Raw genomic sequence first — 26,202 nt, 5'->3', positions numbered from 1 at the left:
AATTTTTCATTTCGTTCAGGGAAGATAGAACCCTAATCTCCAGATTAAAAATGAAATAATTTATAGAGAATTACAGATTCAGACTTGAAATATCCCAGTTACCCTCGATTTAATAGAATAAGTTCAATCTTTTTAGCATCTCGCTTTATGAAAAATCAAAACAGTCCAGAAATCATTAAAATTCAAGATCAAAATTTCGGTAATCATGTCGAGCATTGGAACTTATTGACTGACACACCCGAAACAGATGTTCCCAAATGGTTAGGATTGGCGCTTGATGCACCCGTAATGCCAATGGGGCTATGTGAAGATGAACATGAGATGGATCAGACATTCTGGTTAATCCAAGGCCCAAGTGGTGAATCTGTTTCTATTAACCAGATCATTGCAGTGGAAGATCAAAAACCACGCGCATTAAAAACAGCCTTTCCAAGTTTTGAAAGCCCATATAAATATGATGCGAAAATTGAGCGAATTATTACTTGTGATTCTGCAACTCAAGCAGTGTTACGATTAAATTTAAATAAAGATACGACCATTTATGCGTTCGATAATTTATTCAGTGTAAATAGCTGTCAATATGACAAAAACCAAAGCTATAAAGTTCAGTTTAATGCTTGGGCATATGAATTAGAAGCGGTTGCTCCAGATGAGAAAATCATTGTTGATGATCCTGCTTCAATTAAACATCACCGCGCATTAAATGCGATTTTGGCAGAACATAATGGGGTTGCCCCAGAAAATTTACAGGAACTGATTAATGACTGGCAGCCAAAAACGCCAGAAGATCAAGAACCTGTTACTGTCGACTTTTCTAAAATGGTGGCCTATTTATTCGGTGAAACTTTAGGTCAGGAAGATGAAGCCTGGTTCCAAGGTAATATCGTTGGTAAAACTCAAATGCAGTTTATGCAGGATGAATATACCCTTTATGACGTGACGCTTGTTTTAGAAGATGATTTACCTGCAATCCTGATTCGTATTGCAACTAAAAATGAATTGTATAAAAACTTTAACATTGGCCAATATATTCGCGGCAACCTATGGATTCAGGCCAATATTTATGCTAAAACTGCTACTGAGTGACAAAAAATCACATAAATGGCATTTTTAGGCGTTCTAATGAAAATTATACCAGAACAAACGACCACCAGTCTGATTCATTCGAGTGATCAAGGTCTTAAACTTGATGTTGGTGCTTTTTGCTTTTTCTTACTTGGTATGTTCTTAGCAGCACTTATTTTTCATCAAATTGGTTTTTTCTAATTTTTTGACCATTAACTACCTTATTCGCATATAAAAGCCCTCAATGATGAGGGCTTTTATTTTAACTGGTGTTTATTGCTTAACCATGACGTTTCGCAAAATCATCCATAAAGTTTACAAGGGCTTGTACGCCTTCTAATGGGACTGCATTGTAAATACTTGCACGCATACCACCTACTGAACGGTGGCCTGCCAAGTTCAATAAGTGATGCTGTTCAGCTTCTTGCAAGAAAGTCTTTTCTAGCGCTTCGTCAGCTAAAGTAAATGGCACGTTCATCATTGAACGGTTTGGCACTGCGATCGGATTGTTATAGAAATCGCTCGAATCAATATAGCCATAAAGTAACTTGGCTTTCTCTTGATTCACTTTATAGATTGCATCTACCCCACCCTGCTCAAGCAACCACTCAAATACAAGACCTGATAAATACCATGCATAGGTTGCTGGGGTATTTACCATTGAACCATTCTTGGCTTGATCTGCATATTTCAAGATGCTTGGAATTTCAGGCTTAGCTTGATCAAGTAAATCATCACGAATAATAACGATGGTCAAACCTGCTGGGCCAATATTCTTTTGCGCACCCGCATAGATCAAGCCAAACTTGCTCACATCCAAAGGCGCAGACAAGATACTTGATGAATAATCACACACCAACGGCGCATTTACATCTGGGATAGCAGCGAATTGCAAACCACCAATTGTTTCATTATCAGCATAATGCACATAAGCAGCGTCATTCGAAAGATTCCATGTACTTTGTTCGGTAATCGCATGCTTACCATCAATCAAAGTACCCGCTTCAACGATATTAATATCGCCATAGCGTTTCGCTTCTTTCAACGCTTTCTCAGACCAGATGCCAGTATGGATATAATCTGCCTTGTTATTTTTGCCTAACAGATTCAATGGAATCGCTGAAAACTGTAAGGATGCGCCACCTTGTAAAAACAATACTTTATAGTTTTCAGGAATGTTCATGAGCTTACGTAAGTCAGCTTCAGCCTTCTCTGCCACAGCAACATAATCGCTGCTACGATGACTCATTTCCATGATCGACAAACCTTTGCCCTGCCAATTCAACAATTCTTGTTGAGCTTTTTCTAAAACGGCAGTAGGTAATGCAGCAGGACCAGCGCAGAAATTATAAGCACGCATGAGTTTTCCCTTGTTAAAGTGGAACAAATTGGAATGGGAATTTAATCATAGATTGGCGAAGCTTGCAGCAGCTTATCCAGTAAATATTTCAATTTGACTGCAAAAAAAGTATTAATTTTTCAATCATGTTCTGTCATTACAATTATTTTAGGCCAAACGTTATGATGCTTTTCTCTAGCATGAAATACCCCTGTTTTCCGCCATTTTATTTAGATTAAAAACTCTACTTTTTACAAATTCACTACACCAATCCCAGCGATATAACTATTTAATTAAAAACATAATATTTTAATTTTATAAAAAGAATTTAGACTACCTCAGGATATTATTAAATTGCGACATACCATAATGTTGAAACGACATGATCGACCGAGTTTTAAGGTCAAGCGGTTTCCCAAAACGTTAAGCTTGAGTATAAGCCTGATCAGCTGTGCCTTATTTTCATCTTCTTTATTTGCCCAGACATTCAGTTATAGTGAAGCTGAACACTATGTGGTTGAAAATGCTTATGCCTCCCAAGCACAGCAAGCCTTGCAACAAGCGTCTCAACTCGAGATGGAAGCCGTTAAAAATTTAGGCCTTCCCCGTATTGATTTAAATGCGCGTGCTTATTCATTTCATAGCGAAACCAGCGTGCCTTTAGCTTCGAGCAAGCGACGACTGGAAAATTCGCTGACCCGTGGTTTTGATGACAAGTTATCGCAATGGGAAAATGTGTTACCACCTGAAGTGATTGATCAGGTCGGTCAGGGGTTTGATCAAACTGTAAGTGAGGGTCTGAATCAGGTGCCGAACAATCTCGATGTTACGGTCAAAGACCATGATGTCCGCACTTCTGTTTCGATGGTTATGCCACTCTATACTGGCGGTAAAATTAGCAGCGCCAAACAGATTGCCACCATTCAGGCTCAACGTTCAAACATTAGCGAAAAACAACAACAAGACTCGCAACGTTTTGAGATGATTCAGTCTTATTTTAATGTGCAATTACAGCAGCAATTACTCAATGCCAGCCTGTTTAATTTAAATTCGATGCAAGAACATTATAACAATGCACTTAAATTAGAGAAGCAAGGCTTTATTAATAAGGGCCAGCGTATGCAATTTGAGGTGGCACGCAATAATGCAGAACGCACCTATCAAAATGCACAATCCAATTTACAAGCCAGTCAGTTCAGCCTGCAAAATTTATTAAAAACCAAAGAAAGTTTAAATCTCATCACGCCCCTATTCGTGAATAATGCACAAAACCATTCTTTGGATAAAATGCTGGCAAATTACGATCAAAATTCCAGTTTGATCAAAAAGCTGCAAATGGATACCCAACTTGCCAATGAAAATGTCAAAGTTCAACAGTCTGCAAAAAAACCGAGTGTTTTTGCCTTTGGTGAGTATGGACTAGACAGCAAAGAGAACTGGATTGTCGGTGTGATGGCCAAATACAATTTATTTTCAGGCATCGATAACAACAAAAATATACGTGCAGCTGAACTTAAAAAATATGCAGCCGAACTAATGACTGAGCGCACCAAGCAGGAAGTTGAAAATGTGCTGTACAAATCTTATAGCGAATTAAGTTCTTCTCAGACCAGCCATCAATTGCTGGTTCAAAACACCAAAGCTGCGCAAGAAAACTTACGTATTCAACAGCTTTCATTTAAGGAAGGTATGGGTACAGCGACACAAGTCATCGATGCACAAAATGCCCTAAGCGCATTAAGAAGTGAAATGGCCGTTAATTCCTATAAATACATTTTATCTTTAGCGACACTTTTACAAAGCTATGGCTCGATTGATGAGTTCAAACTTTATGTTAATCAACCACGTACTGACTATATCCGTTAATTGGAGAATTTTATGAGCCAAGATCAATCATCATCCAATTCAGAACGCGATAAAGATCAAGTGGACAACAAAACTGAAACTCAAGTATCTGAATCACCTCAAGCACAAGTGAGCGCGACTGAGAATGTCGCACAGCCACAAGCTGAGACATCAAACTCCAATACACAGCAGCCACCGAACGAGCCACCTAAAAAAGGCAAGGCAAAAATCATCGGCCTGATTATTTTGATTCTACTTTTAGGTTTAATCGCTTTTGGCTTATGGAAAGCTTATCAACCTCAAGCGATTGAGCTACAAGGTCGGGTTGAGTCAGAAACTGTGCATATCAGCACCAAAGTGCCAAGTCGTATCGAAGAATTCTATGTTTCCGAGGGACAACCGATTAAGAAAGGTCAGGCACTGGTTCGTTTTGTCAGCCCAGAACTTGAAGCGAAAAAAGAACAGGCTCAAGCGGCTTTACAAAGTGCAACCGCATTCCATTCCACTGTGTATCGTGGTGCTCAACAAGAAAATATCGAGACACTGTATGCCAACTGGCAAGCCATGAAAACTCAGGCAGAATTGGCAGCAACCACGTATAAACGTGGTGAAACCTTATATCAACAAGGTGTAATTGCTCGCCAACGCCGCGATGAAATGCTTGCTGCACAAACTTCTGCACGTGAAACTGCCGAAGCCTCTTATCAACAGTATGCGCGTGCCAAACGCGGCAGCACCGAACAACAGAAATCGACGGCTGATGCACAAGTTGCGATGGCACAAGCGGCTGTGAAAGAAGCCAATGCATTAACCGAAGAAACCAAACTGTACTCACCTACAGATGGAACCGTATCTAAAACCTATGGCAAGCCGACTGAATTAGTCGCAACAGGCGTGCCAGTCGTTAGCATTATTGAAGACCATGATTTGTGGGTCAGCTTAAATGTCCGTGAAGACATGTACAGCTCTGTTTATAAAATGAAAAGCATTGAAGGTTTTATTCCTGCATTAAATCGTAAAGAAACCTTTAAAGTAAAAAATATTGATGCCGAAGGTGATTTTGCAACGATTAAAACCACGCGCCAAACTGGTGGTTATGACATCCGCAGCTTCAAATTCCATTTGGTGCCAGAGCAAAGCATTCCTGATTTAAAAGTCGGCATGAGTGTATTATTCAAAATAGAAGAGGCAAAATAACCGATGTTTGCTGTCATGCTTCGGGAATTACGCTATCTCAAACGCCATAAAGTAGATCTTTTTATGGCGGTGATCGCGCCTTTGCTGGTCATTCTGCTCTTTGGCAGCATGTTTTCAGCAGGTAAGGCCGAACATCTTCCTATTGTTGTGATTGACCAAGACCAAAGTGAAATGAGCCGTAAGGTGATTCGTAGCTTAAGCCTCAACCATACTTTGCAAGTAAAAACCATTACCGCCAGTCAGGATGAAGCAGAACGGCTCATCAACAAGACTGAAGCATGGGGATTTGTCATGATCCCCGAAGGTGCTGAACAACGTCTGGTCAAAGCCCAAGATGCGCAAATCAGTATTGCATATAACCAGTCTTTTTTTAGCATCGGTAATACCATTTCCTCAGCCATGCTCATCAGCACGCTAAATGGTATGGCCGAATATATGGGGCAAAGCTACTTGTCCAACACAATCCCCTATCTGGACATGCCGACCCCGCATATCAAGATTTCAACCCTATATAACCCAAGCATGAGTTATGAGTTATTTCTTGAGCCATTTATGGTGCCAGCCGTTTTACACTTATTGCTCTGTTGCTGCGTGGCTTTTGCCATTGGGCAAGAGTTTAAGCGCAAAACAGTGGGTGAATGGGTCAGTTCCAAACAAATCATTTCCAGCCTGCTTGGTAAAATCTTGCTCTATGTCTTTATTTTCTGTGCTTGGACTTGGTGCTGGATGTTCTGGTTAGCGCAAATCCGCGGTTACTTTATTGCGGGTTCACTCACGCTGATTTTGGCAGCACAATTTTTATTGTATTTTTCCTATGCCGTGATCAGCAGTACTGTGGTTCTTGCAACTCAGAATCTTCCAAAGACCTTTGGATTTATCGCACTGTATGGTGGTTCTTCACCAAGTTTTTCAGGGATTACCCTACCCTTGAATAACGCGCCAGCATTTACCCAGTTCTGGTCAATGATTATTCCCTACACGCCTTATGCCAAGCTGCAAACCGAACAGTGGATTATTGGCAGTGATGTGCATGTCTCAATGGTTCCTTTTGGCATTTTAGTGGTCTTCGCGGGCTTATTCTTTGCCTTGAGCGTGCGTCTGTTAAAGAAAAATACTCAGGAGCTATGTCCATGAAGTCATTTTTCAGCTATTACCTACAGACCTTTAAAAATATTTTTGCCAACAATTCGGTGTTTACCACCTTAATTGCGGCAACGCTACTTTATAGTTTTTTCTATCCGACCGCCTATAAGGCACAAACAGCGGAAGATATTCCAATTGTGATCGTGGATGAAGAACAAAGTATTTTGACCTCAAAAATCATTAGCCAAGCATCGAATAGTCCACATATCAAAATCACCACGGTGACGGATAATTTTCTGGAAGCGCAGCGCATGGTGCAGAACCAGCAAGCTGAAGGTATCTTGTTACTGCCTGAGAACCTCACCAATAGTTTGAAGCGAGGTGAAATGGGTGGGATTGGTCTCTATTTAAGTACGGCGTATTTCATCCGAACCAAAGAAGTTGGCGTCGGTTTAGCCAGCTCAATTGAATATACGCTGAAAGAGCATCTAGAGAAATTTGGCAATGCTTCCGCGTTTGAGCCAGAACTTTCGATTCACCAGATTCCGCTGTTTAACACAATGTCGGGTTATGGTAGTTATATCTTCCCAGCTGTCGCCAGTTTGATTATTCATCAAACGATTCTGCTTGGTCTTGCCATGCTGATCGCCAGTTATCGTGAACAAGGCTGGGTCGCAAAACCAGTTGAATTTTGGGCAACATTTGCCGCCATTTTCACGACAGGCTGCCTCAGCTGTCTGTATTTATTCGGCTTTACCTTCTGGTTATATGAATTTCCACACGGCGGAAACTTCTGGGGCATGTTGCTTGCCGTCCCAATCTATGTCAGCTGTGTGATTGGCTTAGGCATGCTGGTAGGTTCACTGGTGGATATGCCTGAACGGGTTGGACATCTGATTGTAGTGACGTCTGTTCCATTATTCTTACTGACTGGAACAGCGTGGCCTCATGAAGCCATGCCGCACTGGATGCAATGGTTTGCCTGGATATTTCCCTCAACTCATGGTGTGCAAATGTTTGTACAGCTCAATCAAATGGGTGTACCAACCTCTATTGTGGTACCAAAACTGATTTATCTGGCAACAGTAGCTGCAATTTTACTGGCAATCTCCTATTACCGTTTAGTGATGATGCAACCCATAAAAAAAGGAAGCTAATTAGCTTCCTTTTTATTACCTCAATGATTACGCTTCAGGCGCATCATCTTTTGGCTCAGCAACAACTTCTTCAGAAGTTACTGTTTCAGCTTCGGTATTTTCAACTTCATCTATAGCATCTAACTCTTCGTCATCTTCTACAGCTTCAATTGAAACCACACCCACCAATGTCTCAGCATCGCTTAAGCGGATCAAACGAACACCTTGCGCGTTACGGCCTGTTGTTGCAACCTCAGCAGCACGTGTACGTACTAATGTACCACCATCAGAAATCAACATGAGTTCTTTGGTTTCATCAATCGATACAGCACCCACAAGCTCACCATTACGCTCACTTGTCTTGATTGCAATTACACCCTTACCACCACGTTTCTTGGTCGGGAAGTCATCTACTGGCGTACGTTTACCATAACCGTTGGCACATGCACACAGAACTTCACCCGTTTCAGGGACAACTACAAGCGAAACGATACGGCTGATTACATTTGAATCTGATGAATCATCATTGTCATCACTATCATCATTTTCAACATCAGCATCTTCAGCTTCTATACTGTTGCTTGCAAAGCTGACACGCATACCGCGTACGCCTTTCGCCGTACGCCCCATCGCACGAACATCAGTTTCAGCAAAACGGATTGCCTTACCTTCATTCGAGAACAACATGATTTGCTGATTCCCATCGGTAATCGCAACACCAATCAGGGTATCTTCTTCATTCAGCTCGATCGCACGTAAACCGTTTGAACGCACATTACTAAATTGTGCAAGTTCAACACGTTTTACCGTACCTGAGCCAGTCGCCATAAACACGTAATGGTTCTCAGGGAACTCCGTCAACGGTAAAATAGCAGTCACAGTTTCATTCGCTTCCAGAGGAAGTAAATTGATAATTGGACGACCTTTTGCACCACGAGATGCTTGCGGTACTTCAAACACTCTCAAGCGATAAACTTTACCGACATTGGTAAAGCACAGCACAGTTGCATGGTTCGATGCCACAATTAAATGCTGGATGATGTCATCATCTTTCATTGCAGTAGCAGACTTACCACGACCACCACGGCGTTGCGCTTGATAATCAGAAAGTGGTTGAGTTTTCGCATAACCTGTTTGAGACACAGTCAATACAACTTGCTCTTCAGGAATTAAATCTTCACGGCAGAAATCAACGCCAGATTCCACAATTTCAGTACGACGACCATCACCGTATTGCTGCAAAATCAAAGCAAGTTCTTCACGAATCACATTCATCAATAAATTGAAATCATTGAGGATTGCCGTTAATTCAGCAATTTGACCCAAAATTTCAGTATATTCAGCGTGTAACTTATCTTGTTCCAAGCCCGTCAAACGGTGTAAACGCAATTCTAAAATCGCAGCCACCTGAGTTGGTGACAAGCGATAGATATCACCTGACAAGCCAAATGGACGTGCTGGATCTTCGCCTTCAATCTCGTCTGGACGAACTGAAATTGCACCTGCTTTTTCGAGTAAGGCAACAACACCACCACCAGCCCACTCGCCAGACTGTAAACGTTCACGCGCTTCAGCCGGGTTTGCAGATGTTTTGATGGTTTCGATAATTTCATCGATATTGGCTAATGCAACGGTCAAACCTTCCAAGATATGACCACGCTCACGTGCTTTACGCAGTTCGAACATGGTACGGCGAGTCACAACTTCTTGGCGATGACGAATAAATGCCGCAATAATATCTTTCAGATTCATCAACTTCGGCTGACCATTATCCAGACAGACCATGTTGATGCTGAACGAGTTTTGAAGCTGGGTATGCAAGAACAGATTATTCACCGCAACTTCTGCATTTTCGCCACGTTTCAAGTCGATGGCGATACGCATACCTTCTTTATCAGACTCGTCACGAAGCTCTGAAATACCTTCCAGTTTCTTTTCTTTGACTAACTCGGCAATACGCTCAATGGTTTTTGCCTTGTTCACCTGATAAGGAATTTCAGTAAAGACGATCGTGGTACGACCTGTTTTCTGGTCTTCTTCGAAGTGATATTTACCACGAATATGCAAACGGCCTTTACCAGTACGGTAAGCATCTACAATGCCTGATTTACCGTAAATAATACCGCCCGTAGGGAAATCTGGACCCGTAATGTGTTCCATCAATCCTTCTATAGAAATATTCGGATTATTGGCATAAGCAAGACACGCATTCACAACTTCTGTCATGTTGTGTGGCGCCATATTGGTCGCCATACCCACCGCAATACCTGTCGTACCGTTAATCAGAAGATTAGGAATACGTGTTGGCATCACCTGAGGAATACGCTCGGAACCGTCGTAGTTGTCTTCCCAATCAACAGTATCTTTTTCTAAGTCTGCCAAAATTTCATGGGTTAACTTTTGCATACGAACTTCGGTATAACGCATTGCAGCCGCGCTATCGCCATCAACCGAACCGAAGTTCCCCTGACCATCCACCAGCATGTAACGCAAGCTAAAGTCCTGCGCCATACGAACGATTGTTTCATATACTGCGCTGTCACCATGCGGGTGATATTTACCGATCACATCCCCGACAACACGAGCAGACTTTTTGTATGCTTTGTTATAATCATTGCCCAATTCGTGCATCGCATATAACACGCGACGATGAACAGGTTTTAGACCGTCTCTCACATCTGGCAATGCACGAGATACGATTACGCTCATCGCGTAATCTAGATATGAATGCTTGAGTTCGTCCTCAATGGCAATCGGTCTGATTTCCGATACGCTCATGCATACTCCTTGTTTACAGGTAGAGAGTTGTACCTGTTTTTATGTCTTCAATCTTGCAAAAATTCAGCTCAAAGACTTGAACTAAAAATAAAAAATACAGCGAAAAATTATAGCATAAAGGACGAAATAACGGTAAGTTTAGAACCGCAAAAATAGCATTTTTTTACAATAAAAAGAATATATAAATGAATGACTTAAAATTACTAAAAACAGAAAAGCGCCGATAAAAATACTTTATGAAGCACTTTGGATAAAAAAACAGCAAAACCTGTTCCCAAAGTCGCTCCTTCGCCGCAATTCTGTAAAAGCCATAACCCCAATTAAACTGTTAAATAACGCTCAATTTTTATTGATAAGGTTTAGGTGAGAGTTCTACTTCCATAGCCAGCGTGAGCTTGTCTTGCTCAGTCACCCGATCCTGTCGCATAAAATAAAAAGCAGAAAAGAACAGCGCAAGAATAAATGGATTTTCGTACAGCTCTTCCACAATATCCTGATTGGCATGATTACTGAGTAACAAGGTGTCAATAAAGCGATGATGCTCGATACTATCCGCAAGAAACAATGACAAAACCGCAATCAGTAAATACCAGAACGGCAACTTGACCTGTTGCCACTTATATTTGATCTCAGCTCTTAAATGAGGAGAAAACAGCATAAAAACCACAGGTGCAATTACAAAAATTGAAATGATCCGATAATAGATATGGGGAACTTCAGGGAAAAAGTCACGCCCCCAACTAATGCTTCGCCCAAAGAACATCAACCACCATGCCATCGCCCATAGCCAGAACCATTTTTTCTGCTCAGTTAAAGTCTTAGGTTTGACATAGAACCATGTAAAGGGAACACAAGCCAATAATACAATGGCCTGCACTGCCTCTAAAAAATGAACATTCCATGTCAGCAGCACTGAACTTTCAGCAATGGCTAGAAATGCGGTGAGAAATAAAAGGGAGAATAGAACTAATACAACGCCATTTAAACGAAAATCAAACTTCATTATTCAACAAAAAACGATCGAAAATAGAATTTTAACAAAAGTGTACTAACGAGTACACTTTTAGTTTAATTGAAATTAACCATTAACAAAAAATTAAATTAATATGATTTAAATCAGTATCTTAAATTAGAAAAAATATCGTTGCATAAAGGAAACGCTCTGTTTCATAAGTATGAACCTTCGATCAGCAAAGAAAAAATCGAAGCCACCCTCTCACCATCATCTCCCATTCACTGTTCTGGACGATATTGTGCTGGAATCCATTGATAGCCCTGCGCATTTTTACCGATATGCCCAATTCCGGGAAATGCCACATGTGCAGCGCCGATCCACCAATGATTTTGATAAGCTTGCTCAAATATATTTTTACGTACTGCGATGGCGCGTTTAGCATCAGTATCTGGTTTATAGCTAGCTTCAGGATAAGGAAATTGCACAGCCGCATAATGCACCACATCACCCAAGCCCAAAAACTTTTGTCCATTTTTTCCATCGATAAGATAAGAAGAATGGCCTTCGGTATGACCCTGTGTGCTGATCAGTTCAACATTCGGCACATCAAAAGAGGTTTTGCTAAAGGCAATCAACTGCCCTGTTTGCTGATAAGGCTTTAATGCATCTCGGGTCATTTTGAATAAAGGTTTAAAAAAGTCACTGGCTTTTGCCTCATTCTGAGCAGAGGTCCAGTAATCTACATCCGCTTTCGCCAAATAGACCTTGGCATTTGGATAAACCATTTTCCCATCCAGCGTAATTCCGCATAAATGATCAGGATGAGCATGGGTAATTAAAATCGTATCAATCTGCTCAGGTTGTAAGCCTGCCTTTTTTAAGTTTTCTGGAACATGACCCAGGCTTGGGCCAAAACATTTTGCAGTACCCGCATCAATTAAAATATTCTGTGTCGGCGTCTGTACTAAATAAGCCGAAAAATCGGTCAAGATCTGATTGTGTTCATCGACAGGTACAAAGTTCTCTGTAAATAACTGATTGGCTTTTGCAGATGAAATTCCCAGCAAATCACTACGAGGTAAGCCCAGCTCCCCATCAAACAGCGCTGTGACTTTCAAATTTCCAACAGGCTGTAAAAAATATCCCGCGACCTGCTTTACCTGAGGACTAGACTCCGCATGAACTGTAACGGCACTAAACAGTAGCGCAATTAGAATGGGTTTTAATAATTTCACGTTCATCGCCTTGATATTAGATTGATTTAAATCTAACGCTGTTGAGTGATTAAAATCGCTCAATTATCTACGCGAAACGCTCAATTTAGATTATTCCAAGGATAGAACGGCGGGATCAACCTCATAACGCTGTATAAATCGCTCACGAAAGGTTGCAGCAGATTGATAACCTGACTTCGCTGCAATCGTTTTCATCGGTAGCTTGCTTGAATAGAGCAACTCCAAGGCATAGGCCAGACGTGCATGGGTAATGATTTCTCTTAAAGAAGTTTGTTCATGACTCAATTTACGGCGCAATGTGGCGCTGCTTAAACCTAAGCGGGTTTCAATTTCATTGGATTGCCATTGATGTTGAGGCTGATCCAGCACCCACTGGTAAATCTGTTTTGACAGTTTTAGAGGAGGCACAATCAGCACATCTGCACAATGCTGCTGACATAACTGCACAAGGATGGCTGCAATCGATAAGCGAGCCTTAACGAGATCCTGCTCAAATAAAGCCTTTTGCCAAGCGAGAAGATGTGGGGCAAAATCCTCAATTGAAAACTGCAAGATTGCTTCTGTTTTATCGGTAATGGGCTTGGCCCAAATCATCTGTGCCGCATGAATCACTTCTTCACACATCGGCACTAGAATCGTCAAATATTCTCCTGTTTCCGGATCTGGAATATTGACAGTATCCGCAACAGTATCAGGCTTAATAATAAACAGATCACCCGCCCTGAGGTTAACCTGCTGGTTATACATTTTTAATTGTTGTTGCCCATGCAGAATCATCCCCATGTGCAATTGATTCACTTGAATATTCGATAGTCCATGCTGATTTTTCGCCCGAATACATAAATAATCTCGCGCCATATCTGCAAGTGCCAATCTGACCAGCGAACGATGTAAATACTGTTCATCCATCGCAGCCGTAGAATCAATATTCATGATCAACCCAATAAAAAACGCCCTTGCGCAATTTATAGCACAAGGGCGTTTTCTTGAATAAGTGGCAGACTGTAAATTACAGTTTGCTTACCAATTCTGGAACAACAGTGTTCAAATCACCAACTAACCAGTAGTCAGCAACGCTGTTGATTGGCGCTTCTTCGTCTTTGTTGATTGCAACAATAACTTTAGAATCTTTCATACCTGCCAAGTGCTGAATCGCACCTGAGATACCAATTGCCATATAAAGATCAGGCGCAACGATTTTACCAGTTTGACCAACTTGGAAGTCGTTTGGTACGAAGCCAGCATCTACTGCAGCACGTGAAGCACCTTGAGCAGCACCAAGCTTGTCCGCCAATGGATCAAGGACTTTGTGATAGTTCTCACCAGAACCTACACCACGACCACCAGAAACAACGATACGTGCAGCAGTTAATTCTGGACGATCAAGTTTCACGATTTCTTCGTTTACAAACGTAGAAATACCAGCGTCTTTTGCTTCAGCAACAGCTTCAACCGCAGCAGAACCGCCTTCAGCAGCAACTGCATCAAATGCTGTACCACGAACTGTACCAACGATGATTGCTTCGTCAGATTGAACAGTTGCAATCGCGTTACCCGCATAGATAGGACGCTTGAATGTATTTGCAGATTCAACAGCAATGATGTCTGAAATCATGCTTACGTCAAGAAGTGCAGCAACGCGTGGAAGAATATTCTTACCAGTCGTTGTAGACGCAGCTAATACGTATTTGTAGCCGCCTTTCGCGATGTCAGCAACTAAGCCAGCAACGTTTTCAGCCAATTGGTTTGCATAAGCAGCATTGTCAGCAAGTAATACTTTGCTCACGCCAGCAACTTTAGCAGCAGCATCTGCAACTGCTTGAGCGCCAGAACCAGCAACTAATACAGTAATATCACCACCGATTTTTTGAGCTGCCGCAACAACGTTTAAAGTTGCACCGTTAAGTGTCTGGTTGTTGTGATCAGCGATAACTAAAATACTCATGATTTTATCCTTCTGTATTAGATCACTTTCGCTTCGTTTTTCAATTTTTCAACAAGCTCGTCTACAGACTTCACTTGTACGCCAGCTTTACGTTCAGCAGGAGCTTCAACTTTAATTGTTTTAAGCTTAGTACCTGTTGCAACGCCATAATCAGCAGGTGATTTAGTATCAAGTGGCTTTTTACGCGCTTTCATGATGTTTGGAAGAGCAGCATAACGTGGCTCATTCAAACGTAAGTCAGTTGTGATGATTGCAGGAAGTGCAAGCTCAACAGTTTGTAAACCACCGTCGATTTCACGAGTTACCTGAACTTTACCACCGTCAACTTTAACTTCAGATGCGAAAGTACCTTGACCTGCACCAAGTAAAGCACCAAGCATCTGACCTACTTGGTTAGAGTCGTCATCAATTGCTTGTTTACCAAGAAGAATAAGTTCTGGTTTTTCAGCATCAACTACGCCTTTCAAGATTTTAGCAACTTCAAGAGCGCCAACTTCATCAGCAGTTTCAACTAAAATACCACGGTCAGCACCTAGAGCCATTGCAGAACGAATTTGTTCTTGAGCTTCTTTAGCACCCACTGAAACAACAACGATTTCAGAAACTGTTCCTTTTTCTTTTAAGCGAACCGCTTCTTCCACTGCGATTTCACAGAATGGGTTGATTGACATCTTAACGTTGGTAAGGTCAACCCCACTATTGTCCGGCTTAACACGAACTTTAACGTTGGCATCAACCACACGTTTTACAGCGACAAGAGCCTTCATGTAATCCTCGGCTGTTCTAAGCAAGTAAATGTAATGAAGAGTATTCTAACTCTTCGATTGAAACTTTTTAGGTGCCCTATCTTGCAATGTATTTGGCATTTCGGTCAAGTCACAATTTCCGCTACAGCCATAAAAAAGATGAAACGCTCAGTTCACAAAATGAAAATAATGATTCATTCTATTTATTTAGCTCATCAAAATGATGAATATTAAACTTTGATTTTTTTAATATTTTATAAAATTCAATGATCTAAACCAGCATTTTTTATCACGTTTGAAATGATCTGTAACGGTTCATTTCCTGCAAACTTACCCACCTTTTCGCTTTCGAGAAAACTTGGCAATTAAGTAATAACATCAATTCAACAAATGTACGGAATAAACTGGAAAAGTAGACGACGATTAATCGCTCAAATTTGCAACATAATATATCAGGATTTAGCTTTTTTGCGCCCGAGGATGTGTTTGGTCGTACACTTTTGCCAATTGTTCAAAGTCGACATGGGTATAGATCTGAGTGGTGGAAAGATTACTATGTCCCAACATTTCCTGCACAGAACGTAAATCCCCACTGGCGGAAAGCATATGACTGGCGAAACAATGGCGTAATAAATGTGGATGCAGGTCGACATTGACACCCGCTCGTTGCGCTTGCAACTTGACCCGATTTTCAATTTGACGTGGCGTTAAGGCATTGCCACGTTGCGAGATAAAAACTGCAGAGTCAGCATTAAAGTTACCTTGCCAGATCCGATAGACCTTTAACCATTCAACCAGACTATCTTTAGCTTTGCTTCCAAAGGGAACAATTCGGGTTTTATTACCTTTACCCGTGATGCGTAATAGCTGCCGATTAAAATCAATATCCTTAATCGTTAAGCCTTGCAATTCAGCCAGACGTAAACCGCTTGAATATAATAGTTCCAGCATTGCTTTATCGCGTAACCACAATTGCAGCTCAATCGGTTTTTCAGGGGCCGCCTGATCTAAAATTTGATGAACCGTCTCAATATCGATCATCCCCGGTAAAGGTCGCGGTTGACGCTTTAATTTAAAATCTTCAGATGGATTCTGCTCAAGATATTGCCCTTGCTCTGCCCACTTCATAAATTGGCGAATAGATGTCAAATGCCGCTGTAGACTGCTAGAGCTCAATTGATCCCGCTCAACACGGGCAGCCAGATATTCCCTCAAATCCGATGCTTCAATATCTTGTAGTTGTAATTGCTTTTGTTCGCAGAAATGAAAGAAATCAGTTAAGTCACGTTGATAGGCCGAAATGGTATGTTCCGACTGATTTTGAATAATACGTTCTTTTAACCACATGGACAGTAGTTTTGCAGGGGTTTCCAAATGACTCTCCATGCTGAAAATAAAGCTGAGTACAGTCTAGCAAATTTTTCCTCCTATTCATCCACAACCTTCTCGAACAATCCCTAGCACTGTACTACAATCATTTTCAAGTTTTAAATGGTGCTTGATCAATGACAACCATGCTTATTCCCTATCTTGTTGCAATTACCCTGCTTACACTGACGCCAGGTTTAGATACAACACTGATTATCCGTACTGCAACACTTGAAGGTAAAGCCAAAGCCTTTCAAGCGGCTTTGGGTATTAATCTAGGTTGTATTGTTTGGGGAATCATCGTGGCTTGTGGCTTAGGTGCCTTATTAATGACCTCAGATATTGCCTTTAATCTTTTAAAATGGATGGGCGCAATTTATCTGACGTGGTTAGGTTTAAATCTGCTGTTAAAACCACGCACCCAACTTGCCGATATCAATGAAACAACCGTAACGCAGAACTGGTTCATCAAAGGCTTTTGGGGCAATTTACTGAATCCTAAAGTTGGTATTTTTTATATTTCCTTCTTACCCCAATTTATCCCGCAGTCCTCATCTCCAATCATCTGGACCATGGGCTTGGTGATGATTCATGTGGTAATTGGACTGATCTGGTCTATTTTCCTGATCACTGCAATGCAATCCATTTCTGGCTATTTAAAACGACCAAAATTCATTAAATATATGGATCGTATCACTGGCAGTATTTTTATTCTGTTTGCTCTCAAGCTGGCATTCAGCAAACGATAAAGTATAAAAAAGCGCGTTGATTAAAACGCGCTTTTTTAAATCTTAGATCATCAGCCTTGGAAATATCTTAAATCCAGACGTGCATCATAGACATGAGTTGTTGGCCCTGTCATCCACACCACATCACCTTCACGCCAAGCAATGTGTAATTTACCACCCGCAAGCTGAACTTCAACTTCATTGGCAAGTAAGCCACGGCGCATACCACTCACCGCGGCAGCGCAAGCACCTGTGCCACAAGCTAAAGTCTCGCCAACGCCACGTTCATACACACGTAAACGAATATGCTTTTCATCAAGTATCTGCATAAACCCAGCATTGACACGTGCAGGGAAACGGGTATGCGATTCCACTTGTGGGCCCATACGTTCTACATCTGCCGTTAATACATCAGGAACGATGGTCACCGCATGCGGATTTCCCATGTTCACTACATCAATATTAATGCTTTGATTGTCAGCAAGTGCCAATGCATATAAGCCTTCAATATCTTCATGCTCGTGAGTCACAAACGGAATTTCTTCTGGAAGAAACTTCGGTTGCCCCATATTCACGCGTACCCAACCGTTAGCTCCCAATTCAGGTTCAACAATCCCCGCTTTGGTTTGCACACGGATTTTGGTTTTAGTGGTCAGTTGACGCTCATGTACAAAACGGGCAAAACAACGTACACCATTACCGCACTGCTCTACTTCAGAGCCATCGGCATTGAAAATTCGATATTTAAAATCAACATCAGGTAAATCTGGTGGTTCAACAATCAATAGCTGATCAAAACCCACCCCAAAATGACGATCTGCCAAACGCTGAATCGTGACCGTATCTAAATAAGCTCGCTGGGTAACGAGGTCAACGACCATAAAATCATTGCCCAAACCATGCATTTTGGTAAATTCTAAATACATCTCTACTTATTCCTCAGGCAATAAACGCTCTTTTTCCCAGAGTGATTCTATGGTTTCACGCTCACGAATTAAATAGGCTTGATCACCACTGACCATAACTTCAGCAGCTCGACCACGGGTATTATAATTAGAGCTCATTACAAAACCGTATGCACCAGCACCGAGTACTGCCAACACATCATTTTCCTGAAGCGCCAAGTCACGCTCTTTACCCAAGAAATCACCTGTTTCACAGATCGCACCGACCAAATCCCATGTTTTCACTTCAACATCAGCACTTGGATTCACCGATTGGATATCCATCCACGCTTCATAAAGCGCAGGACGAATTAAGTCATTCATTGCTGCATCAATAATGGCAAAGTTACGATGGTTGGTCGGTTTTAATAGATCAACTTTCGTTAATAATGCACCAGCATTGGCAGAAATACTACGGCCTGGTTCCATATACACTTTCAAACCCAGCTTCTCTAAAGCTGGACGTATCGCATTGGCATATTCTTCAACACTTGGCGGCGTTTCATCTTTATAACGCACGCCCAAACCACCACCGATATCAATATGTTTGAGGTTAATCCCCAGACTTTTCAACTGCTCAATCATTAAAATGACACGATCAAGCGCATCGACAAAGGGTTTGGTTTCCGTCAACTGTGAACCAATATGGCAATCGATCCCAATAATCTCAAGATTCGGCAATGACGCGGCATATTGGTAAGTTTCATTCACCGTATCGCTTGGGATACCAAACTTATTTTCTTTCAAGCCAGTTGAGATATAAGGATGTGTATTGGCATCAACATCAGGATTTACACGTAAAGAAATCGGTGCTTTCTTTCCTAGTTTTGCTGCCACTTTCTGAATACGATCCAGCTCGGCATGTGACTCCACATTGAAACAGGCAATGCCAACATTTAAAGCTTTTTCGATATCTGCTTCAGATTTACCCAAACCAGAGAATACGATTTTTGAAGGTTCACCACCGGCTGCCAGTACACGCGCCAATTCGCCACCTGTAACAATGTCAAAACCTGCGCCCACTTTTGCCAATACATTAAGAACAGCCAGATTTGAGTTTGACTTCACTGCAAAACAGATTTGATGATCAATAAAATCAAAAGCACGGTGCATATCCAAATAATGCTTTTCAAAAGTTGCTTTTGAATAAACATATAAAGGCGTGCCATATTGCTGTGCGAGCTGATCGAGTGAACATTGCTCAGCATGCAATACTCCATTAATGCGAGTGAAACTCATGAAGATGTCCTTATTTACAAACTTAAGGTGAGATGGTTTGTTATTGCGTCGTGGATGATGTTGCCTGACCTGCCTCTTCGACTTCATCTTTGCTTACAACAAATGAAGTTTTAGCCTGAGATGCTTCATTTTTATAAAGCAAATATTTTGCGCGTTTGTCTTGGTTTGGATCAGATGGTAAATGTAATTCACCCGTCTGGCCACAGGCAGTTAAAACAACACTGCTTAATAATAAACTGATAGAACAAATGGCTTTAAGCATCTGAGCACCTAACTTTTACAATTCGGAGCAGTATAGCGTGATCATTTGATTGGCTAAAGTCTAAACTTGATTGAATCAGGCAATAACCATAAAAAAACGCCGACTTTAAGGTCGACGTTTTGAGTATTCAGTCCAGTGCTTGCTTATTTTTTCTTATAGAAGAAATAACCAATTGCCAGAATGACAAACCAGATCGGGCTCACTTTGAGTGATTCTAATGTGGTTTCATCCAATGCAAGGAAGTAGATCGTTGCAAGGAAGAATAAAATCACGACCCAGCATGTGAACACGCCACCAGGAAGTTTAAAGCTTGATTGTGCATGCAACTCTGGACGATTTTTACGGTAGTTAATATAACTCCACATAATAATGATCCATACACAGATGAACAGAATCGTTGAGAGCGTTGTTGCAAGCGTAAATGCCGTTACTTCATCGTTCGTCCCTGTTTGTAATTTATAAACAAACTGTACGAATGCACCGATAAAGATACAGATTGACGAGAAAATCAATGCTTTTGAAGGAACAGCAGATTTAGACAGTTTTCCAAACAACTTCGGTGCCTGTTGATCTGTAGATAGACCAAACAACATACGGCTAGTCGAGAAGACACCACTGTTCATGGATGACATCACCGAAGATAACACCACCAAGTTCATGATAATCGCAGCTGATGCAATACCCGCTTGTGAGAAGATGTTAACGAATGGGCTAACTTTAGGATTGATCTGATCCCAAGGAGTTACACACATCACTACAAATAATGCCAATACATAGAAAATGATGATACGGATTGGAATCGAGTTAATTGCTTTTGGCAAGTTACGTTTAGGATCCTGAGTTTCAGCAGCGGTTGTACCCACCAATTCCACACCAACAAAGGCGAAAATGGCAATCTGGAAGCCAGCTAAAAAGCCATCAAGACCTTTCGGGAACATCCCACCATGTGTCCAGAGATTCGAAACACTTGCAACTGTACCAGAAGCATTGGTAAACCCAGTAAAGATCATCCAAAGACCGACTGCGATCAAGACAATAATCGCTGTGATCTTCACCATCGCAAACCAGAACTCCATTTCACCGAATAATTTTACGGTCACCAAGTTCAGGCCTAAGACAAACATGATCGCGACGGTACTAATCAGTAAACCACCTAATGGCGTGAAGGACTCCCCACCATTAAAGAATTCCAGATAGTAAATAATGGCAGATAAATCTGCGATACCAATCGTGACCCAACAGAGCCAGTAAGTCCAACCGACAAAATAACCTGCCCACGGGCCAATTAAATCCGTCGATAAATCGATAAAAGATTTGTAGTTCAGGTTAGATAGTAACAGTTCCCCTAATGCACGCATTACGAAGAACACCATCAAACCAATGGTCATATAAATAAACAGAATAGATGGTCCAGCTAAACTAATCGTTTTACCCGACCCCATGAACAGCCCTGTTCCGATTGCACCGCCAATCGCAATCAACTGTAGATGTCGATTAGATAGACTACGGTGAAGTCCGCTTTGCTCAGCAGCCTCACTCAGATTTTGATTCGACATTTTGCAAAAACTCTCCAGTGTTTTTAGTTCATTAACCAAAGTCCGCTCTCAATAACGATTCGTACTATTTTCGGTATCTTTTCTCGTTATCTATAATTTGGCTGACTTTAGCTAAGCAATTTTTTACCTGTATTTGTCAAGTTAAATACAATTGAATTCGATCATACGCACAAGGCCAAAACAATACAATGAACTTGTGAGGGCAACTTGGTCATCTCGAAAACAACGGTGCATAAAAAGAAGCGGCTATCGCGGCCACTTCTTTTATAAGAGAAAAATATTAATTTATATTTCAATCATTAGATGATGACTTCTGTTGGTTTTTGAGACGCTCTTCCCAGAATGTCGCATTGCGGATGCCCAACTTAACTGGATCAAATATAAACTCCTTAACTCCAGCTTTTTGTTGTTCTTCATAATCTTTCAGCGCTTTGATGGTTGGCTTCCAGATAAAATAAGTGACAATAATACCAATGATATTGATCCATGCCATCAAGCCAACGCCAAGATCACCAATGCCCCAGATATAACCAGTCGCACTGACCACACCATAAGCCACAGAAATCATAATGAAGCATTTGGTGATGAATAATAATGACGGTGTCTTGGTGATATAGCTCAGATAAGTAATGTTAGTTTCAGCAATATAGTAATACGCCACGATGGTCGTAAAAGCGAAGAAAAACACAGCTAAAGCCACAAAAATCTGTCCAAAGCCCCCAAAGACCGTACTAACCGCCATTTGTGTAAAGGCTGGTGAACCGATTTCAGTAGCTGGTGCAACATTCTGCACAATAAACTGGCCTGCCTCTAGAGTGCCTTGTACGTTATACGTGCCTGTAATTAAAATCATAAAAGCAGTGGCAGAACACACGAATAAGGTATCTACATAAATCGAAAATGATTGCACAAAACCTTGCTGTGCAGGGTGCTGAACTTCTGCCGCTGCTGCTGCGTGTGGCCCTGTACCCTGTCCTGCCTCATTGGAATAAATACCACGTTTCACACCCCAGCCAATCGCGGCACCTACACCTGCCATTGGAGAAAAAGCATCTTCGAAAATCAGTTTAATGACACCTGGTAATTCTTGAATATTCATCGCGACAATAATGACAGCCATCAGGATATAACCTGCTGCCATAAAAGGTACGACCAACTCGGCAAAACGAGCAATCCGCTTAATGCCTCCAAAAATAATGATCGCCAATAAGGTTACGATCACAACCAGTGCCAATAACTTATATGCGCCGATATTACCAAATACGATCGCGCCTTCACCCGTGACCTGAGTAAAGGCATTCCCGACTGCATTGGCCTGAATCCCCGGTAAAAACAGACCGCAGGAAATAATCGCTGCAACAGCAAACAAAATCCCTAACCAGCGCTGTCCAAGGCCTCGGTCAAAATAAAAAGCGGGTCCACCACGATATTCACCCTGATACTCCACCTTGTAAATTTGACCGAGTGTTGACTCAACATAGGCAGTACTTGCACCTAGAAATGCGACCAACCACATCCAGAAGACGGCACCTGGCCCACCAAATCCGATTGCGGCCGCCACACCTGCAATATTACCTACACCGACACGCCCAGATAGAGAAACAGATAAAGCTTGGAATGATGAAATCCCTTGCGCTGAAGATGAACCATGAATTAACAGCCTTGCCATTTCCTTAATTTGGCGCACCTGTACAAATCGAGTCAAAATAGAAAAAAATAAACCTGCACCTAAACACAAATAGATTAGGGCTTTACTCCAGATAATACTATTTGCCCAATCCACAATTTCTGCTGCACTCATAAATATCAACCTTTATGATTTATTTAAAAAGTAGCGACTGCTAAATTTTCATTTATTTAAATATGAGCAATATCTATGCCACGCCTTTCACAAGACAAAGGCAATCGATTTGCCTAAACCCTTCAAGGGAAAAGTGAATTGAACAAAAAAACAAGTTGCTAAAAACACATCGTCTATAGCTTGTAAAAGTTGTATATCATGTTATTTTCCTGAGCAGTTCCCTTTAACCCATGAATGACGAAACTGTGCTGTCTCCTTTTTTATCCATGCATAGAGTACTCAGCATCTTGATTAAATTTTCGTCCTAACTCTTTTTAACTAATCTAAAGAATTTTTTCAATTTTATCTTATGGCAAAAATTAAATCGGTTTATCGCTGTGAACAATGCGGCGCAGATCACCCCAAATGGGCAGGTCAATGTTCTGAATGTGGAGAATGGAACAGTCTGTTAGAAATTCGTGTCGAACCTGTGGTTACGCATCGTAGTCAACCTAAAATGGGCGGCGGTTATGCGGGACAAGTAGCAAATCTCACCACCCTCAACCAGATCTCGGTTACACACGAAACTCGCTTGCAAACTGGTATTAGTGAGTTTGATCGGGTATTGGGTGGCGGCTTGGTCACAGGCTCAGTCGTATTGATTGGTGGTGACCCGGGTATTGGTAAGTCAACCATCCTGTTGCAGACCGCAACGCATATGGCCAGTAAGAAAAGCTCTGCTCTCTATGTCACGGGCGAGGAATCATTGTCTCAAGTGGCCTTACGTGCACAACGTCTTGATTTACCCACTGATTCGCTCAAAGTCATGGCTGAAACCTGTGTTGAACGGATTTGCGAAGTACTGGCACAAGAACGCCCTGCTGTTGCAATTCTGGATTCTATTCAGACGCTGTATACCGAAACCTTACAGTCGGCCCCAGGCGGCGTGTCGCAAATTCGAGAATCCGCAGCTTTGCTCACACGCTTTGCGAAAAATAGCGGCACTGCCTTATTTCTTGTTGGTCATGTAACCAAAGAAGGTGCACTTGCTGGGCCACGTGTTTTAGAACATATGGTCGATTGTGTGCTCTATTTTGAAGGCCAATCTGACTCGCGTTACCGTATGATCCGTGCAGTCAAGAACCGTTTTGGTGCAGTCAATGAACTGGGCGTGTTCGGCATGACCGATAAAGGCTTACGTGAAGTAGCCAATCCATCCGCAATTTTCCTGAGTCGTTATGATGAAGCCATTCCAGGTTCAATCGTAATGATTAGCCGTGAAGGTACTCGCCCACTTCTGGTTGAAGTTCAGGCTTTGGTCGATGATGCACATGGGCAGCCGCGTCGAGTTGCACTGGGTCTCGAACAGAACCGCTTAAATATGCTACTTGCCGTCATGCACCGACACGGTGGTGTACAAACTTCTGGGCAAGATGTGTATGTCAATGTGGTGGGTGGTTTGAAAATTACCGAGACCGGTTCTGACTTGGCGGTATTACTGGCCTGTGCTTCCAGTTTACGCGGTAAAGCGTTACCACAGCAGCTTGCGGTATTCGGTGAGGTGGGTTTATCAGGGGAAATTCGTCCTGTACCCAATGGTCAGGAACGCTTAAAAGAAGCTGCAAAACATGGCTTTAAGTATGTGATTTTACCAAGAGGTAATGCACCACAAAAATCGATAGATGGTGTACAAATCATTGCTGTTGCACGTTTGCATGAGGCCTTAACCGAAGCAATGCAGCTCAGCGATGAACTATGATCAGCGTCTGACATAAAAAAACATACTTTTCTAGTTGAAATTCTATGTAAATACCTTCATAAATACATTTACAAATTGAATTTAAATAGGAATTTTCGATGCAAGTACACCAGCGTGGCTTGATGGCAGCTCTTTTGATGGCAACTTTGGTCGCTGCACCGCTTGCAGAAGCAAAACGTGCGGGTGGCGGTAAAAGCCATGGTATGAGCAGATCTAGTTCATCTAGCCAATCTTATCAGCCGTCACGTCAAGCAGCTCCAGCGCCTCAACAACAAACTGCGCCTCAAAGATCAGGTCCAGGTGTGGGCTCTATGGTTGCTGCGGGTGTTGCAGGTGCAGCAGTCGGTGCTGTAGCTGCCAATGCATTGGCGGATGACAAGCAACATAACCCAACAGCGACTGAGCAAGAAGCTGCTCAGCAAGCTCAACAGCAACAGGAAGAAAAAGGTGGCATTCCTGGCTGGATCTGGGTGCTTCTCGCTGCTGCAATCGCCTTCTTTGTGTTCCGCAAATTGGGCGCAAAAAAAAAATTAGCAACCAATAATCCTTACGCTCCAAACAATGGCGGTCAAAATAACTTTGGCCGTCAGGTTCCACCTCAAGCAGCGCCACGTCAAACAGCAGATAACACCAATATTTTTGGTCAATCTGTCGCGGGTGGTACTGCGGCTCCTCAAGCACCATTTGGTGGCGCGTCTATGAGCAGTGGCAATCAATTACCAGATGGTACTGAGCCTGCTGCATTCTTACGCATTGCACGTCAACGTTTTAACCATATTCAGTCGGTAAACAGCGCAAGCAATGTCGAAGAAATCCGTCGTTATTTAACGCCTGAGCTTTATAGTTCAATGCATAGCGACATCATGGCAAACCAAGATCAAGACGTTGCTGAATTTAGCAATCTCAATGCGATGGTTGTCGAAAGCACAACTGAAAATGGTCAATATGTCGTGAGCGTACGCTTTACAGGTACAGTAAGTGAAGATCTAAACAGCTTGCCACAACCTTTTGCTGAAATCTGGCATTTTGTAAAACCTGCCGGTTCACAACAAGATTGGGTTGTTGCAGGTATTCAACAAGCTTAATCGTCTTATAAAATGAAAAAAGAGCTATTTCGATAGCTCTTTTTTTATGGGCTTTATTTTTACCAAAGCTAAAAAAAGCCATTCTCTATAGAGAATGGCGGAGTGTAAAACAACAAAAATAGAGTTCTTATGAATAACAAACAGCACAACCTAGCAC

At 41.9% G+C, this 26,202-nt stretch carries 22 protein-coding genes; 9 read left to right on the top strand and 13 right to left on the bottom strand.

From position 1 onward, the window contains the following. Positions 1-147 precede the first annotated feature (147 nt). Both IEV36_RS11705 and IEV36_RS11700 read left to right on the top strand, forming a co-directional pair. Positions 148-1,086: a hypothetical protein gene (locus IEV36_RS11705; RefSeq protein WP_005256730.1), complete on the top strand. Its 939-nt coding sequence runs from the start codon at positions 148-150 to the stop codon at positions 1,084-1,086. Between the two features lie 36 nt (positions 1,087-1,122). Further along, positions 1,123-1,266 (top strand): hypothetical protein, encoded by a 144-nt coding sequence (locus tag IEV36_RS11700; RefSeq protein ID WP_004771301.1) that lies wholly within the window; start codon positions 1,123-1,125, stop codon positions 1,264-1,266. A 79-nt stretch (positions 1,267-1,345) separates the two neighbouring features. Here the strand turns inward: IEV36_RS11700 and serC are convergent, their stop codons facing one another. Continuing rightward, positions 1,346-2,425, bottom strand: coding sequence for a 3-phosphoserine/phosphohydroxythreonine transaminase (gene serC, locus IEV36_RS11695; protein ID WP_005256728.1), 1,080 nt, complete (start codon positions 2,423-2,425; stop codon positions 1,346-1,348). 348 nt (positions 2,426-2,773) lie between these two features. Between serC and IEV36_RS11690 the strand changes: the two genes are divergently transcribed. From IEV36_RS11690 to IEV36_RS11675, 4 genes are read left to right on the top strand one after another with little or no spacing between them, the layout of a single operon-like run. Then, positions 2,774-4,270 (top strand): TolC family protein, encoded by a 1,497-nt coding sequence (locus IEV36_RS11690; protein WP_005256726.1) that lies wholly within the window; start codon positions 2,774-2,776, stop codon positions 4,268-4,270. Positions 4,271-4,282: 12 nt separating this feature from the next. After that, positions 4,283-5,446 carry an HlyD family secretion protein gene (locus tag IEV36_RS11685; RefSeq protein ID WP_005256724.1) on the top strand — a complete coding sequence of 388 codons (1,164 nt, stop codon included), beginning with the start codon at positions 4,283-4,285 and terminating at the stop codon, positions 5,444-5,446. Between the two features lie 3 nt (positions 5,447-5,449). Continuing rightward, positions 5,450-6,580: an ABC transporter permease gene (locus tag IEV36_RS11680; RefSeq protein ID WP_005256723.1), complete on the top strand. Its 1,131-nt coding sequence runs from the start codon at positions 5,450-5,452 to the stop codon at positions 6,578-6,580. Next, on the top strand, positions 6,577-7,686 hold the full coding sequence (locus tag IEV36_RS11675; protein WP_005256722.1) for an ABC transporter permease: 1,110 nt from the start codon (positions 6,577-6,579) through the stop codon (positions 7,684-7,686). Before IEV36_RS11680 ends, IEV36_RS11675 begins: the two co-directional genes overlap by 4 nt. Before the next feature lie 27 nt (positions 7,687-7,713). Here the strand turns inward: IEV36_RS11675 and gyrA are convergent, their stop codons facing one another. From gyrA to xerA, 7 genes are all read right to left on the bottom strand, one after another. Next, a complete protein-coding gene (gene gyrA / locus IEV36_RS11670; protein ID WP_005256721.1) occupies positions 7,714-10,443 on the bottom strand; it encodes a DNA gyrase subunit A in 2,730 nt (909 codons plus the stop codon). A gap of 346 nt (positions 10,444-10,789) precedes the next feature. Continuing rightward, positions 10,790-11,446, bottom strand: a complete 657-nt coding sequence (locus tag IEV36_RS11665) for a hypothetical protein (protein WP_005256720.1) — start codon at positions 11,444-11,446, stop codon at positions 10,790-10,792. A 230-nt stretch (positions 11,447-11,676) separates the two neighbouring features. After that, positions 11,677-12,639, bottom strand: coding sequence for an MBL fold metallo-hydrolase (locus IEV36_RS11660; protein ID WP_005256719.1), 963 nt, complete (start codon positions 12,637-12,639; stop codon positions 11,677-11,679). A gap of 84 nt (positions 12,640-12,723) precedes the next feature. After that, positions 12,724-13,566: a helix-turn-helix domain-containing protein gene (locus IEV36_RS11655; protein WP_005256717.1), complete on the bottom strand. Its 843-nt coding sequence runs from the start codon at positions 13,564-13,566 to the stop codon at positions 12,724-12,726. Between the two features lie 76 nt (positions 13,567-13,642). Beyond that, positions 13,643-14,578 carry an FAD-binding protein gene (locus IEV36_RS11650; protein ID WP_004771288.1) on the bottom strand — a complete coding sequence of 312 codons (936 nt, stop codon included), beginning with the start codon at positions 14,576-14,578 and terminating at the stop codon, positions 13,643-13,645. 17 nt (positions 14,579-14,595) lie between these two features. After that, positions 14,596-15,345, bottom strand: coding sequence for an electron transfer flavoprotein subunit beta/FixA family protein (locus IEV36_RS11645; RefSeq protein WP_004771287.1), 750 nt, complete (start codon positions 15,343-15,345; stop codon positions 14,596-14,598). Positions 15,346-15,783: 438 nt separating this feature from the next. Continuing rightward, positions 15,784-16,671: a site-specific tyrosine recombinase/integron integrase gene (gene xerA, locus IEV36_RS11640; protein ID WP_171068014.1), complete on the bottom strand. Its 888-nt coding sequence runs from the start codon at positions 16,669-16,671 to the stop codon at positions 15,784-15,786. 158 nt (positions 16,672-16,829) lie between these two features. Between xerA and IEV36_RS11635 the strand changes: the two genes are divergently transcribed. Beyond that, positions 16,830-17,441: a LysE family translocator gene (locus tag IEV36_RS11635; protein WP_005256712.1), complete on the top strand. Its 612-nt coding sequence runs from the start codon at positions 16,830-16,832 to the stop codon at positions 17,439-17,441. 50 nt (positions 17,442-17,491) lie between these two features. Here IEV36_RS11635 and dapF read toward each other — a convergent pair whose 3' ends face one another. The 5 genes from dapF to IEV36_RS11610 all read right to left on the bottom strand — a co-directional run bounded on the left by dapF (position 17,492) and on the right by IEV36_RS11610 (position 23,222). Continuing rightward, positions 17,492-18,346 carry a diaminopimelate epimerase gene (gene dapF / locus IEV36_RS11630; RefSeq protein WP_005256711.1) on the bottom strand — a complete coding sequence of 285 codons (855 nt, stop codon included), beginning with the start codon at positions 18,344-18,346 and terminating at the stop codon, positions 17,492-17,494. 6 nt (positions 18,347-18,352) lie between these two features. Then, positions 18,353-19,603: a diaminopimelate decarboxylase gene (gene lysA / locus IEV36_RS11625; protein ID WP_005256710.1), complete on the bottom strand. Its 1,251-nt coding sequence runs from the start codon at positions 19,601-19,603 to the stop codon at positions 18,353-18,355. A 40-nt stretch (positions 19,604-19,643) separates the two neighbouring features. Continuing rightward, positions 19,644-19,865, bottom strand: a complete 222-nt coding sequence (gene lptM / locus IEV36_RS11620) for an LPS translocon maturation chaperone LptM (RefSeq protein ID WP_005256708.1) — start codon at positions 19,863-19,865, stop codon at positions 19,644-19,646. Between the two features lie 143 nt (positions 19,866-20,008). After that, on the bottom strand, positions 20,009-21,421 hold the full coding sequence (locus IEV36_RS11615; RefSeq protein ID WP_004771281.1) for an amino acid permease: 1,413 nt from the start codon (positions 21,419-21,421) through the stop codon (positions 20,009-20,011). Positions 21,422-21,713: 292 nt separating this feature from the next. Continuing rightward, complete coding sequence (locus tag IEV36_RS11610; RefSeq protein WP_005256706.1) at positions 21,714-23,222, bottom strand: alanine/glycine:cation symporter family protein; 1,509 nt, start codon at positions 23,220-23,222, stop codon at positions 21,714-21,716. A 349-nt stretch (positions 23,223-23,571) separates the two neighbouring features. On the opposite strand from IEV36_RS11610, the gene radA reads away from it, so the two are divergent. Continuing rightward, positions 23,572-24,960, top strand: coding sequence for a DNA repair protein RadA (radA, locus tag IEV36_RS11605; RefSeq protein WP_005256705.1), 1,389 nt, complete (start codon positions 23,572-23,574; stop codon positions 24,958-24,960). Positions 24,961-25,058: 98 nt separating this feature from the next. After that, positions 25,059-26,045, top strand: coding sequence for a Tim44 domain-containing protein (locus IEV36_RS11600; RefSeq protein WP_005256703.1), 987 nt, complete (start codon positions 25,059-25,061; stop codon positions 26,043-26,045). The last annotated feature ends 157 nt before the right edge of the window (positions 26,046-26,202 follow it).

This window comes from Acinetobacter vivianii (assembly GCF_014635885.1).
GTDB lineage: Bacteria > Pseudomonadota > Gammaproteobacteria > Pseudomonadales > Moraxellaceae > Acinetobacter > Acinetobacter vivianii.
This window is presented reverse-complemented; position numbering and strand designations above follow the sequence as displayed.

Excerpts from the sequence above, each read along its gene's own strand:
- IEV36_RS11650 (WP_004771288.1), bottom strand. The coding sequence starts at position 14,578 with ATGAGTATTTTAGTTATCGCTGATCACAACAACCAGACACTTAACGGT.
- IEV36_RS11635 (WP_005256712.1), top strand. The coding sequence starts at position 16,830 with ATGACAACCATGCTTATTCCCTATCTTGTTGCAATTACCCTGCTTACA.
- IEV36_RS11685 (WP_005256724.1), top strand. The coding sequence starts at position 4,283 with ATGAGCCAAGATCAATCATCATCCAATTCAGAACGCGATAAAGATCAA.
- IEV36_RS11705 (WP_005256730.1), top strand. The coding sequence starts at position 148 with ATGAAAAATCAAAACAGTCCAGAAATCATTAAAATTCAAGATCAAAAT.
- lptM (WP_005256708.1), bottom strand. The coding sequence starts at position 19,865 with ATGCTTAAAGCCATTTGTTCTATCAGTTTATTATTAAGCAGTGTTGTT.
- IEV36_RS11690 (WP_005256726.1), top strand. The coding sequence starts at position 2,774 with ATGTTGAAACGACATGATCGACCGAGTTTTAAGGTCAAGCGGTTTCCC.
- IEV36_RS11700 (WP_004771301.1), top strand. The coding sequence starts at position 1,123 with ATGAAAATTATACCAGAACAAACGACCACCAGTCTGATTCATTCGAGT.
- dapF (WP_005256711.1), bottom strand. The coding sequence starts at position 18,346 with ATGTATTTAGAATTTACCAAAATGCATGGTTTGGGCAATGATTTTATG.
- IEV36_RS11645 (WP_004771287.1), bottom strand. The coding sequence starts at position 15,345 with ATGAAGGCTCTTGTCGCTGTAAAACGTGTGGTTGATGCCAACGTTAAA.
- xerA (WP_171068014.1), bottom strand. The coding sequence starts at position 16,671 with ATGTGGTTAAAAGAACGTATTATTCAAAATCAGTCGGAACATACCATT.
- IEV36_RS11615 (WP_004771281.1), bottom strand. The coding sequence starts at position 21,421 with ATGTCGAATCAAAATCTGAGTGAGGCTGCTGAGCAAAGCGGACTTCAC.
- IEV36_RS11675 (WP_005256722.1), top strand. The coding sequence starts at position 6,577 with ATGAAGTCATTTTTCAGCTATTACCTACAGACCTTTAAAAATATTTTT.
- IEV36_RS11610 (WP_005256706.1), bottom strand. The coding sequence starts at position 23,222 with ATGAGTGCAGCAGAAATTGTGGATTGGGCAAATAGTATTATCTGGAGT.
- lysA (WP_005256710.1), bottom strand. The coding sequence starts at position 19,603 with ATGAGTTTCACTCGCATTAATGGAGTATTGCATGCTGAGCAATGTTCA.
- IEV36_RS11600 (WP_005256703.1), top strand. The coding sequence starts at position 25,059 with ATGCAAGTACACCAGCGTGGCTTGATGGCAGCTCTTTTGATGGCAACT.
- gyrA (WP_005256721.1), bottom strand. The coding sequence starts at position 10,443 with ATGAGCGTATCGGAAATCAGACCGATTGCCATTGAGGACGAACTCAAG.
- IEV36_RS11665 (WP_005256720.1), bottom strand. The coding sequence starts at position 11,446 with ATGAAGTTTGATTTTCGTTTAAATGGCGTTGTATTAGTTCTATTCTCC.
- radA (WP_005256705.1), top strand. The coding sequence starts at position 23,572 with ATGGCAAAAATTAAATCGGTTTATCGCTGTGAACAATGCGGCGCAGAT.
- IEV36_RS11660 (WP_005256719.1), bottom strand. The coding sequence starts at position 12,639 with ATGAACGTGAAATTATTAAAACCCATTCTAATTGCGCTACTGTTTAGT.
- serC (WP_005256728.1), bottom strand. The coding sequence starts at position 2,425 with ATGCGTGCTTATAATTTCTGCGCTGGTCCTGCTGCATTACCTACTGCC.
- IEV36_RS11680 (WP_005256723.1), top strand. The coding sequence starts at position 5,450 with ATGTTTGCTGTCATGCTTCGGGAATTACGCTATCTCAAACGCCATAAA.
- IEV36_RS11655 (WP_005256717.1), bottom strand. The coding sequence starts at position 13,566 with ATGAATATTGATTCTACGGCTGCGATGGATGAACAGTATTTACATCGT.